The organism is Leclercia sp. CFBP8987, from assembly GCF_034044995.2.
GTDB lineage: Bacteria > Pseudomonadota > Gammaproteobacteria > Enterobacterales > Enterobacteriaceae > Enterobacter > Enterobacter tamurae.
On sequence record NZ_CM188255.1, the window covers coordinates 2,919,319 to 2,940,160 of the forward strand.

At 54.9% G+C, this 20,842-nt stretch carries 20 protein-coding genes and 1 pseudogene; 9 read left to right on the forward strand and 12 right to left on the reverse strand.

From position 1 onward, the window contains the following. Positions 1 to 167 precede the first annotated feature (167 nt). The 5 genes from manX to mntP all read left to right on the forward strand — a co-directional run bounded on the left by manX (position 168) and on the right by mntP (position 4,318). Positions 168 to 1,142 carry a PTS mannose transporter subunit IIAB gene (gene manX, locus SOM40_RS14150; RefSeq protein WP_166182768.1) on the forward strand — a complete coding sequence of 325 codons (975 nt, stop codon included), beginning with the start codon at positions 168 to 170 and terminating at the stop codon, positions 1,140 to 1,142. A gap of 46 nt (positions 1,143 to 1,188) precedes the next feature. Continuing rightward, positions 1,189 to 1,986, forward strand: a complete 798-nt coding sequence (locus tag SOM40_RS14155; RefSeq protein ID WP_106993287.1) for a PTS mannose/fructose/sorbose transporter subunit IIC — start codon at positions 1,189 to 1,191, stop codon at positions 1,984 to 1,986. 12 nt (positions 1,987 to 1,998) lie between these two features. Beyond that, positions 1,999 to 2,850 carry a PTS mannose transporter subunit IID gene (locus SOM40_RS14160; RefSeq protein ID WP_039030789.1) on the forward strand — a complete coding sequence of 284 codons (852 nt, stop codon included), beginning with the start codon at positions 1,999 to 2,001 and terminating at the stop codon, positions 2,848 to 2,850. Between the two features lie 56 nt (positions 2,851 to 2,906). Beyond that, positions 2,907 to 3,365, forward strand: a complete 459-nt coding sequence (locus SOM40_RS14165; protein ID WP_166182769.1) for a DUF986 family protein — start codon at positions 2,907 to 2,909, stop codon at positions 3,363 to 3,365. Between the two features lie 389 nt (positions 3,366 to 3,754). Beyond that, positions 3,755 to 4,318, forward strand: coding sequence for a manganese efflux pump MntP (mntP, locus tag SOM40_RS14170; protein WP_106993561.1), 564 nt, complete (start codon positions 3,755 to 3,757; stop codon positions 4,316 to 4,318). On the opposite strand, the gene rlmA is transcribed toward mntP, so the two are convergent. The 7 genes and pseudogenes from rlmA to mgrB all read right to left on the reverse strand — a co-directional run bounded on the left by rlmA (position 4,315) and on the right by mgrB (position 9,539). Further along, on the reverse strand, positions 4,315 to 5,130 hold the full coding sequence (gene rlmA, locus SOM40_RS14175) for a 23S rRNA (guanine(745)-N(1))-methyltransferase (protein WP_166182770.1): 816 nt from the start codon (positions 5,128 to 5,130) through the stop codon (positions 4,315 to 4,317). The genes mntP and rlmA overlap by 4 nt on opposite strands. Before the next feature lie 63 nt (positions 5,131 to 5,193). After that, positions 5,194 to 6,912 carry a peptidoglycan DD-transpeptidase FtsI2/PBP3(PARA) gene (gene ftsI2 / locus SOM40_RS14180; protein WP_320530224.1) on the reverse strand — a complete coding sequence of 573 codons (1,719 nt, stop codon included), beginning with the start codon at positions 6,910 to 6,912 and terminating at the stop codon, positions 5,194 to 5,196. A 217-nt stretch (positions 6,913 to 7,129) separates the two neighbouring features. Beyond that, entirely contained in the window at positions 7,130 to 7,339 is a 210-nt protein-coding gene (gene cspE / locus SOM40_RS14185) for a transcription antiterminator/RNA stability regulator CspE (RefSeq protein ID WP_001062678.1), read from the reverse strand. 12 nt (positions 7,340 to 7,351) lie between these two features. Then, positions 7,352 to 7,496 (reverse strand): annotated as a pseudogene (locus SOM40_RS14190) (DUF2627 domain-containing protein). Between the two features lie 526 nt (positions 7,497 to 8,022). Continuing rightward, positions 8,023 to 9,012 carry an MBL fold metallo-hydrolase gene (locus SOM40_RS14195; protein ID WP_320530225.1) on the reverse strand — a complete coding sequence of 330 codons (990 nt, stop codon included), beginning with the start codon at positions 9,010 to 9,012 and terminating at the stop codon, positions 8,023 to 8,025. 19 nt (positions 9,013 to 9,031) lie between these two features. Beyond that, the gene (locus tag SOM40_RS14200; RefSeq protein WP_106993294.1) at positions 9,032 to 9,322 is read right to left on the reverse strand and encodes a YebO family protein; all 291 of its coding nucleotides are present in this window, start codon (positions 9,320 to 9,322) and stop codon (positions 9,032 to 9,034) included. Positions 9,323 to 9,395: 73 nt separating this feature from the next. Continuing rightward, positions 9,396 to 9,539 (reverse strand): PhoP/PhoQ regulatory lipoprotein MgrB, encoded by a 144-nt coding sequence (gene mgrB / locus SOM40_RS14205; RefSeq protein WP_103180034.1) that lies wholly within the window; start codon positions 9,537 to 9,539, stop codon positions 9,396 to 9,398. Between the two features lie 158 nt (positions 9,540 to 9,697). Between mgrB and SOM40_RS14210 the strand changes: the two genes are divergently transcribed. Then, entirely contained in the window at positions 9,698 to 9,937 is a 240-nt protein-coding gene (locus SOM40_RS14210; protein WP_106993295.1) for a YobH family protein, read from the forward strand. Between the two features lie 54 nt (positions 9,938 to 9,991). On the opposite strand, the gene kdgR is transcribed toward SOM40_RS14210, so the two are convergent. Continuing rightward, positions 9,992 to 10,783 carry a DNA-binding transcriptional regulator KdgR gene (gene kdgR / locus SOM40_RS14215; protein WP_106993296.1) on the reverse strand — a complete coding sequence of 264 codons (792 nt, stop codon included), beginning with the start codon at positions 10,781 to 10,783 and terminating at the stop codon, positions 9,992 to 9,994. A 178-nt stretch (positions 10,784 to 10,961) separates the two neighbouring features. Here kdgR and SOM40_RS14220 point away from each other — a divergent pair, with 178 nt between their 5' ends. Continuing rightward, positions 10,962 to 12,335, forward strand: coding sequence for an MFS transporter (locus SOM40_RS14220; protein WP_320530226.1), 1,374 nt, complete (start codon positions 10,962 to 10,964; stop codon positions 12,333 to 12,335). A gap of 47 nt (positions 12,336 to 12,382) precedes the next feature. Here SOM40_RS14220 and htpX read toward each other — a convergent pair whose 3' ends face one another. From htpX to msrC, 4 genes are all read right to left on the reverse strand, one after another. Further along, complete coding sequence (gene htpX, locus SOM40_RS14225) at positions 12,383 to 13,264, reverse strand: protease HtpX (RefSeq protein WP_106993298.1); 882 nt, start codon at positions 13,262 to 13,264, stop codon at positions 12,383 to 12,385. A 194-nt stretch (positions 13,265 to 13,458) separates the two neighbouring features. Next, positions 13,459 to 15,507: a carboxy terminal-processing peptidase gene (gene prc, locus SOM40_RS14230; RefSeq protein WP_106993299.1), complete on the reverse strand. Its 2,049-nt coding sequence runs from the start codon at positions 15,505 to 15,507 to the stop codon at positions 13,459 to 13,461. A 19-nt stretch (positions 15,508 to 15,526) separates the two neighbouring features. Then, positions 15,527 to 16,213: an RNA chaperone ProQ gene (gene proQ / locus SOM40_RS14235; RefSeq protein ID WP_106993300.1), complete on the reverse strand. Its 687-nt coding sequence runs from the start codon at positions 16,211 to 16,213 to the stop codon at positions 15,527 to 15,529. A 97-nt stretch (positions 16,214 to 16,310) separates the two neighbouring features. Beyond that, a complete protein-coding gene (msrC, locus tag SOM40_RS14240; protein ID WP_106993301.1) occupies positions 16,311 to 16,808 on the reverse strand; it encodes a free L-methionine (R)-S-oxide reductase MsrC in 498 nt (165 codons plus the stop codon). A gap of 131 nt (positions 16,809 to 16,939) precedes the next feature. On the opposite strand from msrC, the gene yebS reads away from it, so the two are divergent. After that, the gene (gene yebS / locus SOM40_RS14245) at positions 16,940 to 18,223 is read left to right on the forward strand and encodes a membrane integrity lipid transport subunit YebS (protein WP_166182775.1); all 1,284 of its coding nucleotides are present in this window, start codon (positions 16,940 to 16,942) and stop codon (positions 18,221 to 18,223) included. Beyond that, positions 18,192 to 20,825, forward strand: coding sequence for a PqiB family protein (locus tag SOM40_RS14250; protein WP_106993303.1), 2,634 nt, complete (start codon positions 18,192 to 18,194; stop codon positions 20,823 to 20,825). The genes yebS and SOM40_RS14250 overlap by 32 nt, the downstream gene beginning before the upstream one ends. The last annotated feature ends 17 nt before the right edge of the window (positions 20,826 to 20,842 follow it).

A 20,842-nucleotide genomic window follows, 5' to 3' on the forward strand; every position in this document is an offset into this window, starting at 1 on the left:
ATTACGGATCTTCATCACATAAATTATTTTTTCACTGTCTAAAATAAATCGCGTAAGTCTTAGTAAATTGAACTCTAACCCTTATCTGAATCGATTCGTTCTTTCGAAGATGATCTCTAATGTCCTGACTCATGATGGGCATTAACGATAATAAAAGGAGGTAGCAAGTGACTATTGCTATTGTTATAGGCACACATGGTTGGGCTGCAGAGCAGTTACTTAAAACCGCAGAAATGCTTTTAGGCGAACAGGAAAACGTCGGCTGGATCGATTTCGTTCCCGGTGAAAACGCCGAGACACTGATAGAGAAATACACGGCTCAACTCTCCAGACTGGATACCAGCAGCGGCGTATTGTTCCTTGTTGACACGTGGGGTGGTAGCCCGTTTAACGCCGCCAGCCGCATTGTTGTCGATAAAGACCAGTATGAAGTGGTCGCCGGGGTCAATATTCCGATGCTGGTTGAGACCCTGATGGCACGCGACGACAACCCGAGCTTTGACGAGCTGGTGGCGCTGGCGGTCGAAACCGGTCGCGAAGGCGTGAAAGCGCTGAAAGCGAAACCGGTTGAGGTTGCAAAAGCTGCACCGGTTGCCGCCGCAGCTGCCCCTAAAGCCGCCGCCCCGCTGAAGCCCATGGGCCCGAACGATTACATGCAGATAGGCCTTGCACGTATCGACGACCGACTGATTCATGGTCAGGTTGCGACACGCTGGACCAAAGAGACCAACGTCCAGCGCATCATCGTGGTCAGCGATGAAGTGGCCGCTGATACGGTGCGTAAAACCCTCCTCACCCAGGTGGCGCCGCCGGGTGTGACCGCCCACGTGGTGGACGTCGCCAAAATGATCCGCGTCTATAACAACCCGAAATATGCGGGCGAGCGCATCATGCTGCTGTTTACCAATCCGACCGACGTTGAACGCGTTGTCGAAGGCGGCGTAAATATTACGTCTGTCAACATTGGGGGTATGGCGTTCCGTCAGGGTAAAACCCAGGTGAACAACGCGATTTCAGTCGATGAGAAAGATATCGAAGCCTTTAAGAAACTCAATGCCCGCGGTATTGAACTTGAGGCCCGTAAAGTTTCCACCGATCAGAAACTGAAAATGATGGATTTGATCGGCAAAGTCGGGAAATAACCCTGCGCTGATTTTCACATAAAGCTTATGTCATAGGAGAAGTACAATGGAGATTACCACTCTTCAGATTGTGCTGGTGTTCATCGTCGCCTGTATAGCGGGTATGGAATCCGTACTTGATGAATTTCAGTTTCACCGTCCGCTGGTTGCCTGTACCTTAATCGGCGCCGTTCTCGGGGATATGAAAACCGGTATCATCATCGGTGGTACCCTGGAAATGATCGCCCTTGGCTGGATGAACATCGGTGCGGCAGTAGCACCGGATGCGGCTCTCGCCTCCATCATCTCTACCGTTCTGGTTATCGCCGGCCATCAAAACATCGGTGCCGGTATCGCGCTGGCTATCCCGCTGGCGGCTGCAGGCCAGGTTCTGACCATCATCGTGCGTACCATCACCGTTGCGTTCCAGCATGCGGCTGATAAGGCGGCGGAGAATGGCAACCTGACGGCACTCTCCTGGATCCACGTCTCGTCCCTGTTCCTGCAGGCGATGCGTATCGCTATCCCGGCGGTTATCGTGGCGATTTCTGTGGGTACCAGCGAAGTCCAGAGCATGCTGAACGCCATTCCTGAGGTGGTGACCGGCGGTCTGAACATTGCCGGCGGCATGATCGTAGTGGTGGGTTACGCGATGGTCATCAACATGATGCGCGCAGGCTACCTGATGCCGTTCTTCTACCTCGGCTTTGTTACCGCGGCATTTACCAACTTCAACCTGGTGGCACTGGGTGTGATTGGTGCGGTCATGGCTATCCTCTATATCCAGCTGAGCCCGAAATATAACCGCGTAGCCGGTGGTGCACAGGTTGCTGGTAATAACGATCTTGATAACGAACTGGACTAGCAGGTGAGCGACATGGTTGATATGACTAAAACTACCCCTCAGAAAAAACTGACTCCAGGGGATATTCGTGGCGTGTTCATCCGTTCTAACCTGTTCCAGGGTTCATGGAACTTCGAACGTATGCAGGCGCTGGGCTTCTGCTTCTCGATGGTGCCGGCGATTAAACGTCTGTATCCGGAAAATAACGAAGCGCGTCGTCAGGCGATTAAGCGTCACCTGGAATTCTTTAACACCCATCCTTACGTTGCAGCCCCGGTACTGGGCGTAACCCTGGCGATGGAAGAGCAGCGCGCAAACGGGGCCGAGATCGACGATGGTGCCATCAACGGTATCAAAGTGGGTCTGATGGGGCCGCTGGCGGGCGTAGGCGACCCCATCTTCTGGGGTACCGTGCGTCCGGTCTTCGCGGCGTTGGGTGCCGGTATTGCCATGAGCGGTAGCCTGCTCGGTCCTCTGCTGTTCTTTATCCTGTTCAACGTGGTGCGTCTGGCGACCCGTTACTACGGCGTGGCCTACGGCTACCGTAAAGGGGTGGATATCGTTCAGGATATGGGCGGCGGCTTCCTGCAGAAACTGACTGAGGGGGCGTCAATCCTCGGCCTGTTTGTCATGGGGGCGCTGGTGAACAAGTGGACGCACGTCAACATCCCGCTGGTGGTGTCAACCATCACCGGCCAGGATGGCCAGACTCGCGTCACCACCGTGCAGACCATCCTTGACCAGCTGATGCCGGGCCTGGTTCCGCTGCTGTTAACCTTCGCCTGTATGTGGCTGCTGCGTAAGAAAGTCAATGCGCTGTGGATCATCGTCGGCTTCTTCGTTATCGGTATCGTGGGTTACGCTATCGGTCTGCTGGGTCTGTAAGTTTTACTGAATACACCGGGGGCATGTACGCCCCCGTTTTTTTATCCGGAGGATGAATGACGGTCACGGACATCGTACTGGTTGTCTTTATTGTTGCCCTTCTGGCGTATGCCATCTACGACGAATTGATCATGCCCCGCCGCCACGGCGCGACCCTGCTGACCATCCCCCTGCTGCGTCGCGGCCGCGTTGATGCCGTCATCTTTGCCGGCCTGCTGATGATCCTGATTTATAACAACGTGATGAGCCAGGGGGCTTTATTAACCACATGGTTATTATGTGCTCTGGCATTAATGGCGTTTTATCTGTTCTGGATGCGGGTGCCGAAAATAATCTTCAAATCCACTGGATTCTTTTTCGCCAATGTCTGGATAGAATATAACCGTATTAAAGAGATGAATTTATCGGAAGACGGCGTGCTGGTGATGCAATTAGAGCAGCGGCGCCTGCTCGTTCGGGTCAAGAATATTGACGACCTGGAGAAAATATACAAATTACTCGTTAAAACTCAATGAGATAAAATAATAGCACTGGCTATATTTTGACGATGAATTTATCCAGTCATATAGCCAAAGCTATATTCGATGATGTAATACACGTCATATTATTAACGTTATTTTCACATCAAAATCTAAATGAAAATCGTTATCATCAAGCCTGACGAATAATACTTTCCGGCTGTTGTTTTAACTTCTCAAAATATGTTAAGGTTGCGCCCGTCGTTGGGGAGTAGCCGATTTCCGGTATACCGGAAATGTACGTGTCAACATACTCGTTGCAAAACGTGGCACGTACGGATTGTTTCTGCCTCAGGCAGAGGATCAGGCGAGACCATAGATGCATCAACTGCTGTTTACTGGGGGCAGTGATGTGTCATATGGATATTCCCGGTCTGGACGCGCTGATGAACCTCTCTGCAACCCTTCTTCTGGCCTTTGGTATGTCTATGGATGCATTTGCTGCTTCCATGGGGAAAGGTGCCACGCTCCACAAACCCAAATTCTCTGAAGCCCTGCGTACCGGTCTTATCTTCGGTGCGATTGAAACCCTGACGCCGCTGATCGGCTGGGGTCTGGGGATGCTCGCCAGCCAGTTCGTGCTGGAGTGGAACCACTGGATCGCCTTTATCCTGCTGACCTTCCTCGGCGGGCGTATGGTTATCGAAGGCATTCGTAATGATGTCGATGAAGATCAGCCCGTTCACCGCCACGGCTTCTGGCTGCTGGTGACGACGGCAATCGCCACCAGTCTTGATGCAATGGCGGTTGGCGTGGGGCTGGCGTTTTTGCAGGTGAACATCATCGCTACCGCGCTGGCAATTGGCTGCGCGACCTTAATCATGTCCACCCTGGGGATGATGATCGGCCGCTTTATCGGTCCGCTGTTAGGCAAACGCGCCGAGATCCTCGGCGGTGTGGTGTTAATGGGTATTGGGGCTCAAATCATGTGGAGCCACTTCGCCGGTTAACCGACGCGCTGCCAGCAGTGGATGCTAAAATCTGTCTGGCAGCTAAATAGTTCTTGTTTTGCCAGCGTCTCCCACACCTCCGGTTTTGCCCGCCACGCAAACGGCGTCATCTGTAACAGCGCCACCGCCTCTGTTCCGCTCAACGACATGTTATACGCCAGCGACTGCTCCTCCCGGAGCGCAAAACCTGCCAGCTGTTCTGAGTGCGGGGCATGCAGCAGAACGTCGCTGTAAATCAGCCCTTTCAGCTCCATCAGGTGACGCGGACCCGGCGTGACGGTAATCACCCAGCCGCCCTCTTTCACCACCCGGGCCAGCTCTTCCCCTTTGCAGGGGGCGTAAATGCGGATCACCGCATCCATGCTGCTCTCCTCAAACGGCAGTCGGTGGCTGGACGCCACGCAAAAGGTGACCTGCGAATAGCGTTTAGCTGCGGCACGAATGGCGGATTTAGAGACGTCCAGACCAAAGGTTCCGGCCCCCTTTGTCGCTGCAGTATCGGCAAAAGCTGCGGTGTAATACCCTTCCCCACAGCCGATATCAAGTATCGACGTTGCGCTATCGGGCAGTAAGGTCGCCAGCTTACCGGCGACTGCATCGCGCAGGGGCTGATAATGACCAGCGTCGAGAAAGGCTCTGCGCGCCTGCATCATCTCCGCGCTGTCGCCCGGATCGCGGGAACGCTTGTGCTGCACCGGGAGCAGATTGACATAGCCCTCTTTCGCCATATCGTACCGATGCCCCTGCGGGCAGGCGTAACTTTTATCCGTTTGCGCCAGCGGCGCGTGGCAAAGAGGACAGCAGAATGTCATGGGAACTCCGGGCAATCATAAAGGGCGAAAGTGTACCGCTAATCGCCCCGCTATAAAACGGCCTTAACGCATTACGATGAGATGGCTGGAATCGGCCGGTAAGCCGTCAGGTTTGATGTTTTCGATGCGCAGCACGTCACCCATTATCTGGCTGAACACCGGTGCCGAGACTGCCCCGCCATAATAGGCCCCGTTTTGCGGATCGTTGATCACCACCGCGAGGGCAAACACCGGACGGCTGGCCGGGGCCACGCCGGCGGTATAGGCCACGTATTTATCAACATAGTTGCCACCGTCATCAATTTTCTTCGCGGTACCGGTTTTCACCGCCACCCGGTAATCACGCACCGCCGCTTTAACCCCACCGCCGCCGGGCAGCGCCACGCTCTCCATCATGTGCTCCACCTCCTGCACAATGGATGCGGGCATCACCTGAGTGCCGATAACCGGCGGATCGATACGGGTGATGGAGAGCGGACGTTCCAGGCCATTGCTGCCAATGGTGGCGTAGACGTGGGCCAGCTGGAGCGGAGTGACCATCAGGCCATAGCCAAAGGCAAAGGTAGCGCGATCGAGCTGACTCCAGAATTTACGCTCAGGCAGCAGGCCGCTGCTCTCCCCAGTTAAACCGAGGCCGGTAGAGCGACCAAAGCCGAACCCATGATAGGTATCCAGCAGTCGCTGGATCGGCATCGCCAGCGAGAGGCGGGACACGCCGGTATCGCTCGATTTTTGCAGGATGCCGGTCAGCGTCAGCTCCGGGTAATAACCAACATCGCGGATGCGGTGTCCGGCCAGGGTGTAGGGATGGGTGTCGATAACGCTGTCCGGCTGCACCAGCCCTTGCTGCAGCGCGGTCATCAGCACCAACGGCTTGACGGTGGAGCCCGGCTCGAAGGTGTCGCTGATGGCACGATTACGAAAATCATTCAGCGTCGCGCCGTCACGGTTATTGGGATTGAAGTCCGGGAAGCTGGCCATAGCGAGGATCTCCCCGGTCTGGACGTTGATCAGCACCGCCGCGCCCGACTCCGCCTTGTTCCACGCCACGGCATTATCCAGCGCATCTTCGGTGATAGTCTGTAACCGCTCGTCAATGCTCAGCTGAATGTTATGGGCCGGAACTGGCGGGACTTCGGTAATATTCTCGATCACATGACCGAAGCGATCTTCGCGGACGCGGCGCAGGCCGGGCTTGCCGGTGAGCTGCGTGTTGAAACTTTTCTCGATCCCTTCGATTCCCTGCCCGTCGATGTTGGTAAAGCCGATCAGGTTGGCCGCCACGTGTCCGGCCGGGTAAAACCGTCGGGACTCATCGCGCAGGCTGATACCCGGCAGATGCAGTTTTTCGATCCACTGGGCCTGAGCGGGATCCACCTGGCGAGCCAGATAGATAAAACGTCCATGAGGATTGCTGTTGATCCGCGCGGCAAGGTTGCTGAGCGACAAATGCAGCGCACTGGCCAACGCCTGCCAGCGATCGTCATACCCGACCCCGCCTTTCGCCAGTACCGTTTTCGGATCGGCCCACACTGCCTGCACCGGCACGCTCACCGCCAGCGGCCGCCCTTCCCTGTCGACAATCATCCCTCTCGGGGCGTTGATAGCGACTTCCCGCAGCGAGCGCATATCCTCCTGCTTGACCAGCGGGTCCGGTTTAACAATCTGCAACCAGGCGACGCGCCCCAGCAGGAAGACCAGGCTGCCAAAGATGGCCAGACAGAGAAGGGCAAAACGTATTGGGGTGAAGTTTGCTGCGGGATTGACGGGTTTCTTTTTCACCAGAGCTCCAGGGCTGAATAACAACGCCCTGATTTAACGGCAAATTTGCACCCTGATGGGGAAAACAATGCTAATACTCTCGCAGCTTTGCAACAAACTGCAAACAGAGACGCAGGTGGTAACACTTTGAAAAAATTGCATTAAAAAGCCCCGCACAGGCGAGGCTTTATCTCTGCAACTGAAACGTCGAAACGCTTCAGATTAGGCAGGTGTTCGATCAGATAGCGGTTACGTTAACAGCAGCCGGACCTTTCTGGCCGTCCTGAATTTCGAACTCAACGTTCTGGCCTTCAGCCAGAGTTTTGAAGCCGTTACCCTGGATTGCAGAGAAGTGTACGAACACATCTTTGCTGCCGTCAGCAGGAGTAATGAAACCAAAACCTTTAGACTCGTTGAACCACTTAACTTGACCTTTAATCTTTGCCATTTGCAAAATTCCTTAGAATGTTTTCTTCGCCCGCGGGCATTCACTGAGATAAAACTGAGACATTACTGCATGAGGCACTAATATAAGGTTCGGCAGAGAAGCGGTATTCAACGACAACGTGTTTACTCAGGACTTCTTTACTGAAAATGCCACACATAAACAGAACTGTACCTCGTTTGACCCAAACCGTGTTATCACACACAACTTAAATAATGGCAAGCCATTTTTAAACGTGTCTCGATCAGCCGCACAAATTCAGGGACTGATTTGCCACAATCTGCACAGTAATGCACTTACGTGTATACATAGCCCGTATGTTGCTCGATCAGTAACCGTCAGGGTAGACGCTGTTATCAAAGACTTTTTTACCTTAGACCATTAACTTCATATCGTCCAGCAAGCGAGGCCGATTTCGTGATGCGGTTATTTACGTTAGAACATTTGGTAAGAAGTTATGCTCATTTAATCGTAACGGCAGGCATTTGTTTACGTGAAAAAAACAGCATCGAGCGCTTCGCTTGTTTAACTTATATACACCGCAACGTTGATTGTCGCTATGCACCAAAATAATGATATTTTTATGAACCTGCTTCAAAAAAAGGCAATCAAAACGTTTCGATTAAAATAAAATATGATCCGCGTCGGTTTAATACGGAATATGTACTAACCGAACACATAATAGTTTATATGGATAAATATTGACCAATTCGCAAGGGCTGAAAGTTATCGTCCGGCAGCGATAAATCCCTCAGGGCCTGAGAGAGCTCTCTGACCGGTTCATCCAGCGATTCGTCTGTCAGCTCAAATACGCCCCAGTGGATCGGGATCGCCTTCGGCATGCCCAGCTTTTGCCAGAGCGCCACCGCCGACTGTGGATCCATATGATGAACCGCCATGAACCAGCGTGGTGCATATGCGCCAATGGGTATCGCAATGGTATCCAGTTTTCCCAGCCGTTGCGGTATGGTCAGCAGCTCCGGGGTGTAGCCGGTATCGCCGCTGAACCAGAAACGCTGGTTTTGCCCCTCAAAGACCCAGCCACACCATAGCGAGCGGTTGCGATCCCACAGGGTGCGCATACTCCAGTGCTGTGCCGGGACAGCGGTGAACACCATCCCCTCAAAGACGTAGCTTTGCCACCAGTCCAGCTCGACGACCTGCCTGGCCCCGCGCCGACGGCACCACTCCCCCAGGCCCAATGGCACAAAAAAGGTGAGCTGCGGAAAACGTCGCAGAAGCTGGCGGATCGTGGCCGAGTCCAGGTGATCAAAATGATTATGGGAGATGACCAATGCATCGAGCGGCGGGAGTACCTTGACGCTCATCACCGACGGCGTTTTTCTGACAGGTCCGGCAAAGGAGACCGGGGAGGCGCGACGGGAAAAAACCGGATCGGTGAGAATGTACTTCCCGTTCAGGCGCAGCAGCAGGCTGGCATGACCCAACCACCAGACGCCGTCTTCTTCATGGGTATTCAGAGTGACAGGTTGCCACCACTGGCGGATAAACCGATCGTAGCCCTGTTCGGGCGGTTTCGGCAGGCCGGCGGCTTTGCGTTCTTTCTGCCAGCGTTCGACATCGCCGGGCTGGTGCTCAGATCCATCAGTATTGCGAAAACCCTGCGGGGTATGATGCGCGAGGGAGGCGTTATACCAGGGATTGCTCCAGGCCATACTCACCTCCCCTGACTGGTTAGCGTTCAGCTACCAGACGAATAAAGTCATCGTCCTGGCTGTTAGCCGTCTCTTCTGCCGCTTTTGGTGCTTCTTTCTCTTCCGGTTCATTGGCTTCGCACAGGCGGCGCAGCAGCGCGTTCTGTCGTTTCTGCAAATCGACTAATGTTTCCAGCAGTTCAATTTGCTCATTGGTACGGGAGCTTGCACGGTTGACGAAAAACCACACCACCAGCCCCACTACCAGCAATACCACCGAGATCGCCAGAGATACCACATTAAGCATCCCGGAATTCACTAACTCACCCATTTCACCCCCCAATAAAAACGCTCATATTACCACTCGCGTTAAGGAAGGAAATCATTTGCGATAAAAATGCCTGTTACCAGGGGATAAACTTATTGATAGAACAAATACCGCTAAAGAACTGTACATCCTGGTCACACATCACGTTGATGGTCTGCGTCCAGAGCAACACACAGGCCACCAATACCAGCACCAGAATCACCCAGCGTATTTTTTTCACTCCACTCTCCGTCCCATAACTGCCTGATGCCAGGTTATCATGCACAACTTAAACCATGCCTAACTGTAACGTGAAGACGAGCCTTTCGGAATCATAGACTTGTTAACGTGAATGTATGGGTTAGGCTGGGCGGCAGTCATTAAAAAAATGAGGCAATAATGCGCTTTTTTATTCGCACACTGATTGTTATAGCATTGATCTGGACAGGTTTACTGCTCGCAGGCTACGGCGTGCTGACGGGCAGTAAAGAGAATGCTGCCGGGCTGGGGATTCAATGCCAGTACCTCACCGCGCGCGGGTTCAGCACCGCGCAGTATATCCACTCTGATAGCGGCATCATCGGTCTCTCCCGCTGCCCGCTGCTGCGAAAGAGCGAAATAGTGGTCGATAACGGCTAACGCAAAGCATAAAAAACGCTGCCAGATGGCAGCGTTTTTTTATGCAGGAACAACTCAGAACGGATAGTCGTTGTAACCCATCTGCTCAGAAATCTTCCGCGCCGCCGTGTGCAGCATTTCCACATATTCGTGCAGATGCTCTTCAGAGAAACGCAGCGTCGGGAAGGAGATACTCAGGCCAGCGATCACCACACCGAAGCGGTCGAATACCGGTACGCCGATGCAGCGCAAGCCTTCTTCCTGCTCCTGGTTATCTTCGCCATAACCCTGCTCACGCACTTTATCCAGCACCGCTAACAGCTCGTCGGTGGTGGTAATGGTGCGTTCGGTGCTGCGTTTATACTCGACGTTCTCGAGGATCTGCTTCACTTCTTCACGGTCGCGCCAGGCCAGCAGGACTTTACCGATAGCGGTACTGTACAGCGGGTTGCGGCGACCAATGCGTGAATACATGCGCAGGTTATACATGGAGTCGATCTTATGGATGTAAACAATGCTGTCTTCATCCAGCGCACCGAGGTGCACCGTCTCTTTCGTCAGACGAGAGAGTTCGCGCATCTGAATATCAGCGCTACGGATCAGATCGACGTTCTGCAGCGCGCGTGCGCCCAGTTCAAAAAGCTTCAGGGTCAGGGAGTATTTTTCAGACTCGCCTTCCTGTGCAACATAACCCAGTGATTTCATGGTCTGCAAAAAGCGGTAAACGGTGCTTTTTGACATCATCACACGCTGGGACAGCTCAGTAATACCAATTTCGCGCTCTTCGCCAAGCGCCTGCAAGATGCCGAACACCTTTAACACAGAAGAAACAGAATCTGGCTGTTTATCCAAATCCGCGATTGCCATTAATCACCTCAACGCAAGTGTTTTATAAAATTCAGAACCGGTTTTTATTATAAATTCGCCGCCGCATTGCTGCAATCAATCCTGGCGAACCTGGTTACAAATCTGCGACATATAACCGAAATAACAGTGATAATATCGTTACCCTGTTAATAATAACCCCTATTGCTCATTCATTCTCATGATAAAAACCCTCACAGATGGCCTGCCGTTACCGCAGCGCTATGGTGCCATTGCGACCATTATCATCGGTATTTCAATGGCCGTACTGGATGGTGCCATTGCCAACGTCGCTCTGCCGACTATCGCCAGCGACCTGAATGCCTCCCCTGCCAGTTCAATCTGGATCGTTAACGCCTACCAGATAGCGATTGTCATCTCCCTGCTGTCGTTCTCGTTTCTGGGGGACATGTTTGGCTACCGCCGGGTTTATCAGTGCGGGCTGGCGGTCTTTACCCTGACCTCCCTGTTTTGCGCCCTTTCGGACACATTACACACCCTGACCCTGGCGCGCATCGCTCAGGGATTTGGCGGCGCGGCGCTGATGAGCGTTAATACCGCGCTGATTCGGCTTATCTACCCGCAGCGACATCTGGGCCGGGGAATGGGGATCAACTCCTTTATTGTCGCCGTCTCCTCGGCGGCGGGCCCGACCATTGCCGCGGCGATCCTCTCGGTGGCCTCCTGGCAGTGGCTGTTCTTAATCAACGTCCCGCTGGGGATCGTGGCCCTGCTGTTCGCCCTGCGCTATTTACCCGCCAACGGCCCAAAAAGCAGCATGCCTAAATTCGACCTGCCGAGCGCGATAATGAACGCCCTTACCTTTGGCCTGCTGATCACCGCCTTGAGCGGTTTCGCCCAGGGGCAATCCCTGAGGTTGATCGCTGGCGAGGTGGTGGCGCTGCTGGTGGTTGGTTTCTTCTTTGTGCGCCGGCAGCTGGCCCTGCCGGTGCCGTTGCTGCCAGTGGATCTGCTGCGGATCCCGCTCTTCTCCCTCTCCATCGGCACCTCAATCTGCTCCTTCTGCGCGCAGATGCTGGCCATGGTCTCTCTGCCCTTCTTTCTGCAGAGCGTGATTGGCCGCTCGGAAGTGGAAACCGGCCTGCTGTTAACCCCCTGGCCGCTGGCCACCATGGTGATGGCCCCATTGGCAGGCTATCTGATTGAGCGTGTGCATGCGGGATTACTGGGCGCGCTGGGGATGGTGATAATGGCAACCGGGCTTTTTGCTCTCGCCCTGCTGCCCGCGGCACCACAGGATCTGGATATCATCTGGCGGATGATGCTGTGCGGGGCGGGTTTTGGTCTGTTCCAGTCGCCGAACAACCATACCATTATTACCGCCGCCCCCCGTCATCGCAGCGGCGGGGCCAGCGGAATGCTGGGCACTGCGCGCCTGCTGGGTCAAAGTACCGGTGCGGCGCTGGTAGCCTTAATGTTTAATCTGGCCGGGCAAAGCGGCACGCACCTGGCGCTGCTGACCGCCGGCACGCTGGCTACCGTCGCGGCCATCATCAGCGGATTGCGGGTGACGCAGCCAGGTTCGCAGGCATAAAAAAAAGCGCGTCCGAAGACGCGCTTTTTTATTCGTGGCCGAAGCCGTTACTTCAGGTAATCGCCGCTACGCAGCGCTTCGATACGCTTGTCCAGCGGTGGGTGAGACATGAACAGTTCGCTCAGCGATTTCGATTTACCGTTGATGCAGAACGCCATCATGCTGGAAGCCTCCTGCGGCTCATAGCTGGTTTTCAGACGCTGCAGCGCGGCAATCATCTTCTCGCGGCCCACCAGTTTGGCAGAGCCCGCATCCGCATGGAACTCACGGTGACGGGAGAACCACATGGTGATAATGCTCGCCAGAATACCAAACACCAGTTCCAGCACCATTGAGACCGCAAAGTAGATCAGCGGGTTGCCGTTACTTGCTTCGCCTTCCTCACGATCCCCGCCCATAAAGCCTGCGGCAATCTGCGCGATAATACGTGAGATAAAGATAACGAAGGTGTTCACCACACCCTGCACCAGGGTCATGGTCACCATATCGCCGTTAGCAATGTGGCTGATCTCGTGGGCAATAACCGCCTCGGCTTCGTCACGGCTCATGTTCTGCAACAGGCCGGTACTGACCGCAACCAGAGAGGCGTCGCGACGCGCACCGGTAGCAAAAGCGTTGATATCCGGAGCGTGATAAATCGCCACCTGTGGCATTTTAATGCCCGCCTGGCGAGACTGGTTCGCCACGGTGGTCATCAGCCAGTGTTCCATATCGTTACGCGGTTGTTCAATAACCTCGCCACCCACGGACTTGAGCGCCATCCACTTGGACATCAGCAGCGAGACAAATGAGCCACCAAAACCAAACAGCAGCGCCATGATCAGCAAGCCCTGAATGCTGCTCGACTGAATTCCTGTCAGGCTAAGTACCAGCCCGAACACCACCATCACCGCAAGGTTGGTGAGCAGGAAGAGCCCGATTCGCATCATAATATTCTTTTAACCTCGATTTAACAAAACGCACTATGCGATTACCCACATCGTATGGGTATTCAGCGTATTTTCAAGCGTTGGAAGGGCGTAAGTCACCAGAAAGACACAACTTTACATAATGAAATGACTGGCTGACGGCAGAATGCTGTTAACAAAAAAACAGGCACAATTTCTTGTGCCTGTCTGGGAGATTATTTCGCCGGGGCGGGGTTTCCGGCAGGATGGTCTTTTTCCAGTTGCGCCAGGTCAATGGCGATCTTCACCGTCTCATCAAGATACGGATCGGGCTCCTGGTAATCCTTCGGCAGGTCATCCAGTTTTTTCAGAAGTGGCTTACCTTCACGTTTGAAGCGGTCATTGATACGCGCCAGACGTGTTGCATCATCCTCTTCGTTCTCCTTCAGACGCTGAGCGTAGTTCAGAGAGACGATATTGCGTTTCGCTTTCAGGGCGTTGAAACGGGCAATATCCTTCATGATGTACTGGAACTCAGGATCTTTGGCGATGCGTTCGTCGTGCTGTTTTAACAGCGCCGGACCAAACTGGGTAATATCGCCCGACTTCACGTAGGTGGCAGCGTTAACGCTATCCCACGGCAACGCGTTATCTTCGAACTTCTCACCCGTTTCCGTCTCTTCGGTCCCGGTCGGCATGATGATATCCGGGGTCACGCCTTTACGCTGGGTACTGCCGCCATTCACGCGATAGAACTTCTGAATGGTGTACTGTACCGAGCCCAGCGCCGGCCATTCCGGGCGCAGCATCTGATCGTAAATGCGGTTCAGGGAACGATACTGCTGCACCGTACCTTTACCAAAGGTCGGTTCGCCAACCACCAGAGCACGATTGTAATCCTGCATCGCGGCGGCAAAGATTTCGGATGCCGAGGCGCTGAAGCGATCGACCAGCACCACCAGTGGACCTTTATAGTAAACAACACCATCGGTATCGGCATCTTCACGCACTTTACCGTTGTTGTCGCGTACCTGTACCACCGGACCGGACGGAATAAACAGGCCTGAAAGCGAAACCGCTTCAGTCAGGGCGCCGCCGCCGTTGGTACGCAGATCGATAATTACGCTCTTAACATTTTGTTTTTCCAGCTTCTGCAGCTGAACCTTGACGTCATCCGTCAGGCCAACGTAGAAACCAGGGATATCCAGCACGCCGACCTTGTCTTTACCCACGGTTTTCACCGTCATTTTCACCGCGCGATCTTCCAGGCGGATACGCTCGCGGGTCAGAGTAACGATACGGGTCTTGGTGCCTTTACCGGCAGGCAGAATTTCCAGACGGACTTTGCTGCCTTTCGGCCCCTTGATCAGGGCAACCACATCATCCAGACGCCAGCCGATGACATCGACCATCGTCTGGCCAACCTGACCGACACCCACAATGCGATCGCCGACGCTTATCGCCTTGCTCTTGGCGGCCGGGCCCCCGGCAACCATGGAGTTGATCACGGTGTAATCGTCATCCATCTGCAGCACCGCGCCGATCCCTTCAAGGGAGAGGCTCATTTCGGTGTTGAACTGCTCGGTGTTGCGCGGAGAGAGATAGTTGGTGTGCGGATCGATTTCGTGCGCGAAGGCCGTCATCGCCAGCGAGAACACATCTTCACTGTTGGTCTGCGCCAGGCGACGAATGGCAAATTTGTAGCGACGGGTCAGCGTTTCGCGGATCTCTTTCTCATCTTTACCGGTGAGTTTGAGGCTCAGCTCGTCGTATTTGACTTTGCTGTCCCACAGCGCATTCAGCTCGGCTTCATCTTTCGGCCACGGCGACTTACTGCGGTCAAGATTAAAGGTGTCGTTACCCGTGAAGTCCATCGGACGTTCAAGCACCTTAAGCGCGTACTGATAGCGCTCGAAACGGCGTTTCTGCGACAGGTTATACAGGTCGTAGAACAGGTCCAGCTTGCCGCTGCGTAACTCGTCACCCACCTCAGACTGCTTTTTGGCAAACTGTTCGACATCGCTGGCCAGCAGGACGTTATGACTGTAGTCCAGCAGGTTCAGATAGCGGTCGAAAATTTTTGTCGAAAAAGCCTGGTCGAGGTCGAACTGACGATAGTGCGAACGGGTGAAGCGCGATGTGACGCGCTCACTGACCGTTGCGTGCTGGGTCTCTTCCTTTAATACCGGAATTTGATCGACACGCGTAATCTCGTCCACAGCGAAGGCGTGGCCTGTTATTGCAAACAGGCCAGCCAGCGCGGTGAGCTTAAAAAATGTGTTCATGCCGGGCCTGGCCTCCGTTTTAGAACAACAAGTGTTCTGCGCGTACAATCATTGACAGACCAGAAGTCAGCTGTACACGAACGCCATCTTTGGTGATTTCCAGTACGGTGGCATCCATAGCATTGTTACCCGCTTTCACCTTCAGAGACTGACCCACGCTCAGGGCGTTAATGTCAGAAACTGGGGTATGGCGTGGCTCTTCACGAGGCGCACGCGGGGCTTTTGCCGCTGGTTGCTCAGCACGTGGCTTACGCTCGGTGTTCTCTTTGCGACGCGGTGCCGGACGTGGCTTGCGATCGCGGCGAGGCGCTTCTTCTTCGCCATTGGCCGCGGCAGCTTCGCGCTTTTTCGCCTGCTGTTCAGCACGCTGGGCCTGAACGCGCGCTTTGGCTTCTTCGAGCTGCTTACGGGCGTGCTCTACGTGCTGCTCATCCAGCACACCGCAAGGGTTGCCGTCGAGATCGACACGTGTCGCGCCTGCTTTGATACCGTACAGGTAACGCCAGCTCGAAGTATAAAGACGTAAGGCGGAGCGGAGTTGGGTTTTGCTGAGGTTCATCTCACCTTCAACACGCTCTACCAGATCCTGAAAAATACCAATTTTCAGGGGACGAGCTTCGCCTTCGGCACTAAAACATTGTGGAAAACGTTCGGCCAAAAACGCGATAACTTCTTTACTGCTATTCAACTTAGGTTGATTTTCCATGAAATTTCCTGATTACAACGGACGTTGCCGACAAGCCGCAGGCATGAACAGGCGTCATTATAATGACGCCATCGCTAAATGCTACGTTATCCGTTGATTATCCTGCGACGCTCGCAAAGAATTTATGATAATCGGTCGCGGCGAGGACGTTCTCAAGGTTCGCCACCAGCTCGCGCAGCCCCTGCTCATCCTCGCGGGTAAAGCGATTAAAGACCGTGCTATCGATATCCAGTACACCAATAATCTGATTATTCACTTTCAGAGGAAGTACGATTTCAGCATTGCTGGCGCTGTCGCAGGCAATATGCCCGTCGAACGCGTGGACGTCATCAACACGCTGCACCTGGTCCTGCGCGACCGCGGTACCACACACGCCGCGCCCAACCGGAATGCGTACGCAGGCCAGTTTGCCCTGGAAGGGACCCAGCACCAGCGTCTCGCCTTCCAGCAGATAAAAACCGGCCCAGTTCACATCAGACAGACGTTCAAACAGTAACGCGCTGGTATTCGCCAGGGTGGCTAAAAAACTGGTTTCACCGGCCATCAATGCCTGAAAGTCACGGTTCAAATCCGCGTAGAATTCTGTTTTGCTCATTATTCAATCACTTGGTTGTCTTACAAAATTACAGCATAGCCTATTAAAATAAGCTTTATTTACGTTCATGCTCAAGATGAATCCATTCATGAGTTAAGATAACTATTAACTATCCTTTTTTAGCGCGACCGATGGCTCTTAAAACACCGAAAATAACACCGGCGAAGAAGATAACTGTGCATGCGGTCGGCGATGCGCTGCCTCGTGCACATTATCAGCGTTGTCCCCAATGCGATACGCTTTTTACGTTGCCAAAGATGAAATCACACCAAAGTGCTTTCTGCCCGCGCTGCGACGCAAAAATCCGCGATGGCCGTGACTGGTCCCTGACGCGGCTGGCCGCGATGGCCGTCACCATGATGCTGCTGATGCCCTTTGCCTGGAGCGAACCGCTGCTTAGTTTGCACCTGTTAGGGGTGCGCATCGACGCCAACCTGCTGCAGGGGATCTGGCAGATGACCCAACAGGGCGATCCGCTGACCGCTTCGATGGTGCTGTTTTGTACCGTCGGCGCGCCGGTGGTGCTGGTGGCCGCTATCGCCTACCTGTGGTTGGGCAATATCCTGGGGATGAACCTGCGCCCGGTACTGCTGATGCTCGAGAGGCTCAAAGAGTGGGTGATGCTCGATATCTACCTGGTGGGGATCGTCGTCGCCTCGATCAAAGTGCAGGATTATGCCTGGTTGCAGCCGGGAAGCGGTCTGTTTGCCTTTATCGCGCTGGTGATCCTGAGCATTCTGACCATGATTCACCTGAACGTGGAGCAGCTCTGGGAGCGGTTTTATCCCCAGCGCCCCGCCACCCGCTACAATACCGATTTACGGGTCTGTCTGGGCTGTCACTATACCGGGCTGCCCGACGGGCGCGGCCGCTGCCCGCGCTGCCATATTCCGCTGCGCCTGCGCCGCCACAACAGCCTGCAAAAATGCTGGGCAGCGCTGATCGCCTCGCTGGTGCTGCTGTTACCGGCTAACCTGCTGCCTATCTCGGTGATTTACGTTAACGGGGCGCGCCAGGAAGATACCATTATGTCGGGCATCGTCTCGCTGGCGCAGAGCAACATCGCCGTCGCGGCCGTGGTGTTCATCGCCAGTATTCTGGTGCCCTTTACCAAAGTCATCGTGATGCTGACTTTGCTCATCAGTATTCATTTCAAATGTGAACAGGGGCTGAGAACCCGCATACTGCTGTTGCGTTTCGTTACCTGGATTGGCCGGTGGTCAATGCTGGATCTGTTTGTTATTTCGTTGATGATGTCGCTGATCAATCGCGATCAGCTCCTTGCTTTTACTATGGGACCCGCAGCGCTCTATTTTGGCACTGCGGTGATATTGACTATTCTTGCAGTGGAATGGCTGGATAGCCGCTTACTTTGGGATGCACATGAGTCAGGAAACGCCAGCTTCGCCGACTGAAGCGCGAGTTAAAACAAAACGTCGTATTTCGCCTTTCTGGTTACTGCCGGTTATCGCTCTGATGATCGCCGGCTGGTTAATCTGGACCAGTTATGAAGATCGCGGCAATACCATTACCATTGATTTCCAGAGCGCCGATGGCATCGTTGCGGGCCGTACGCCCGTGCGTTTCCAGGGGGTTGAGGTGGGCACCGTTCAGGATATCTCCCTGGACAAGAACCTGAATAAAATTGAGGTTCGTGCCAGCATCAAGTCCGATATGAAGGATGCCCTGCGGGAAGAGACGCAGTTCTGGCTGGTGACGCCGAAAGCTTCTCTGGCAGGGGTCTCCGGGCTGGATGCGCTGGTCGGCGGTAACTATATCGGCATGATGCCGGGCAAAGGTGAGCCACAGGATCACTTTACCGCCCTGGATACGCAGCCGAAATACCGACTCAACAACGGCGATCTGATGATTCATCTGCACGCGCCGGATCTGGGCTCCCTGAACAGCGGGTCGCTGGTCTATTTCCGCAAGATCCCCGTCGGTCGCGTCTATGACTACGCCATCACCCCTAATAAGCAGGGGGTGACCATCGACGTGCTGATCGAACGCCGCTTCACCTCGCTGGTAAAAAAAGGCAGCCGTTTCTGGAATGTCTCCGGGGTTGATGCCGACCTCAGCCTGAGCGGAGCCAAAGTGAAGCTGGAAAGCCTCGCGGCGCTGGTGAATGGTGCCATCGCCTTCGATTCCCCGGAGGGATCAGAGCCTGCCACCCAGGAAGATGATTTCGGTTTATACAAAGATCTGGCCCACAGCCAGCGCGGCGTGATCGTCAAGCTGACCCTGCCCTCTGCGGATGGTCTGAAAGCTGACTCCACCCCGCTGATGTATCAGGGGCTCCAGGTGGGGCAACTCACCAAAATGACGCTGAATCCGGGCGGTCTGGTGACCGGTGAAATGACCGTTGACCCGAGCGTGGTGGATCTGCTGCGGGAAAAAACGCGCATCGAAATGCGTAGTCCTAAACTGTCCCTCAGCAACCCCAGCGTCAGCAGCCTGCTCACCGGCAGTACCTTTGAGCTGATCCCCGGCGGCGGCGAACCGGTTAACCAGTTTGTCATCGCCCCAGCCGATAAGGCGCTGTTACAAAAACCCGGCGTCCTGACCGTGACCCTCAGCGCCCCGGAAAGCTACGGTATCGATGCTGGTCAGCCGCTGATCCTGCATGGCGTGCAGATTGGACAGGTGCTTGAGCGATCGTTAACCAGCAAAGGGGTCACCTTTGAGGTGGCAATTGACCCGGAGTACCGCGAGCTGGTGCATGGCGACAGTAAATTTGTGGTCAACAGTCGGGTGGATGTCAAAGTCGGGCTCGACGGCGTCGAGTTCCTGGCGGCCAGCGCCAGCGAGTGGATCAGCGGCGGGATCCGTATCCTGCCCGGTGAGAAAGGCGCCATGCGCGACAGCTATCCGCTGTATGCCAACCTGGACAAAGCCCTGGAAAACAGCCTGAGCGATCTGCCGACCACCACCCTTACGCTGGTGGCCGATACCCTGCCGGACGTGCAGGCGGGCTCGGTAGTGCTGTATCGTAAATTCGAAGTGGGTGAAGTGATCCTGGTCCGCCCGCGCGCCAATGCCTTTGATATAGAACTGCATATCAAACCGGAATACCGCAAGCTGCTCACCAGCAATAGCGTGTTCTGGGCCGAAGGCGGGGCCAAAGTGCAGCTTAACGGCAGCGGGCTGACGGTGCAGGCCTCCCCGCTCTCCCGCGCCCTGCGTGGTGCCATCAGCTTTGATAACCTGAGCGGCGCCAGCGCCAGTCAGCGTAAGGGTGACAAGCGGATCCTCTATCCGTCTGAAACCGCTGCGCGCGCGGTGGGCAGCCAGATCACCCTGCACGCCTTTGATGCGGGCAAGCTCGCAGAAGGGATGCCGGTGCGCTACCTGGGGATTGATATCGGTCAGGTCCAGAGCCTGAAGCTGATTACCGCACGCAATGAAGTGCAGGCCACGGCGGTACTGTACCCGGAATATGTCGATAACTTTGCCCGCGCCGGGACGCGTTTCTCAGTGGTCACCCCGCAGATTTCTGCCGCGGGTGTTGAGCATCTGGATACCATCCTCCAGCCCTATATCAACGTTGAGCCGGGACAGGGCAAGTCGCGCCGTGACTTTGAGCTGCAGGAAGCGACCATCACCGATTCACGTTATCTCGATGGCCTGAGCATCGTGGTGGAAGTCCCGGATGCGGCATCGCTCGATATCGGTACGCCGGTGCTGTTCCGCGGAATGGAAGTGGGTACGGTTACCGGCCTGACGCTGGGGACGCTCTCCGATCGAGTGATGGTAGCCCTGCGCATCAGCGATCGTTATCAGCATCTGGTACGTAACAACTCGGTCTTCTGGCTGGCCTCCGGCTACTCGCTCGATTTCGGTCTGACCGGCGGCGTGGTGAAAACCGGGACCTTTAATCAGTTTATCCGTGGGGGGATCGCCTTCGCGACGCCGCCGGGTACGCCGCTGGCGCCGAAATCTCAACCCGGCAAGCACTTCCTGCTGCAGGAGAGCGAGCCGAAAGAGTGGCGCAGCTGGGGAACCGCCCTGCCACGTTAATGCCTGCGCTCCGGTGC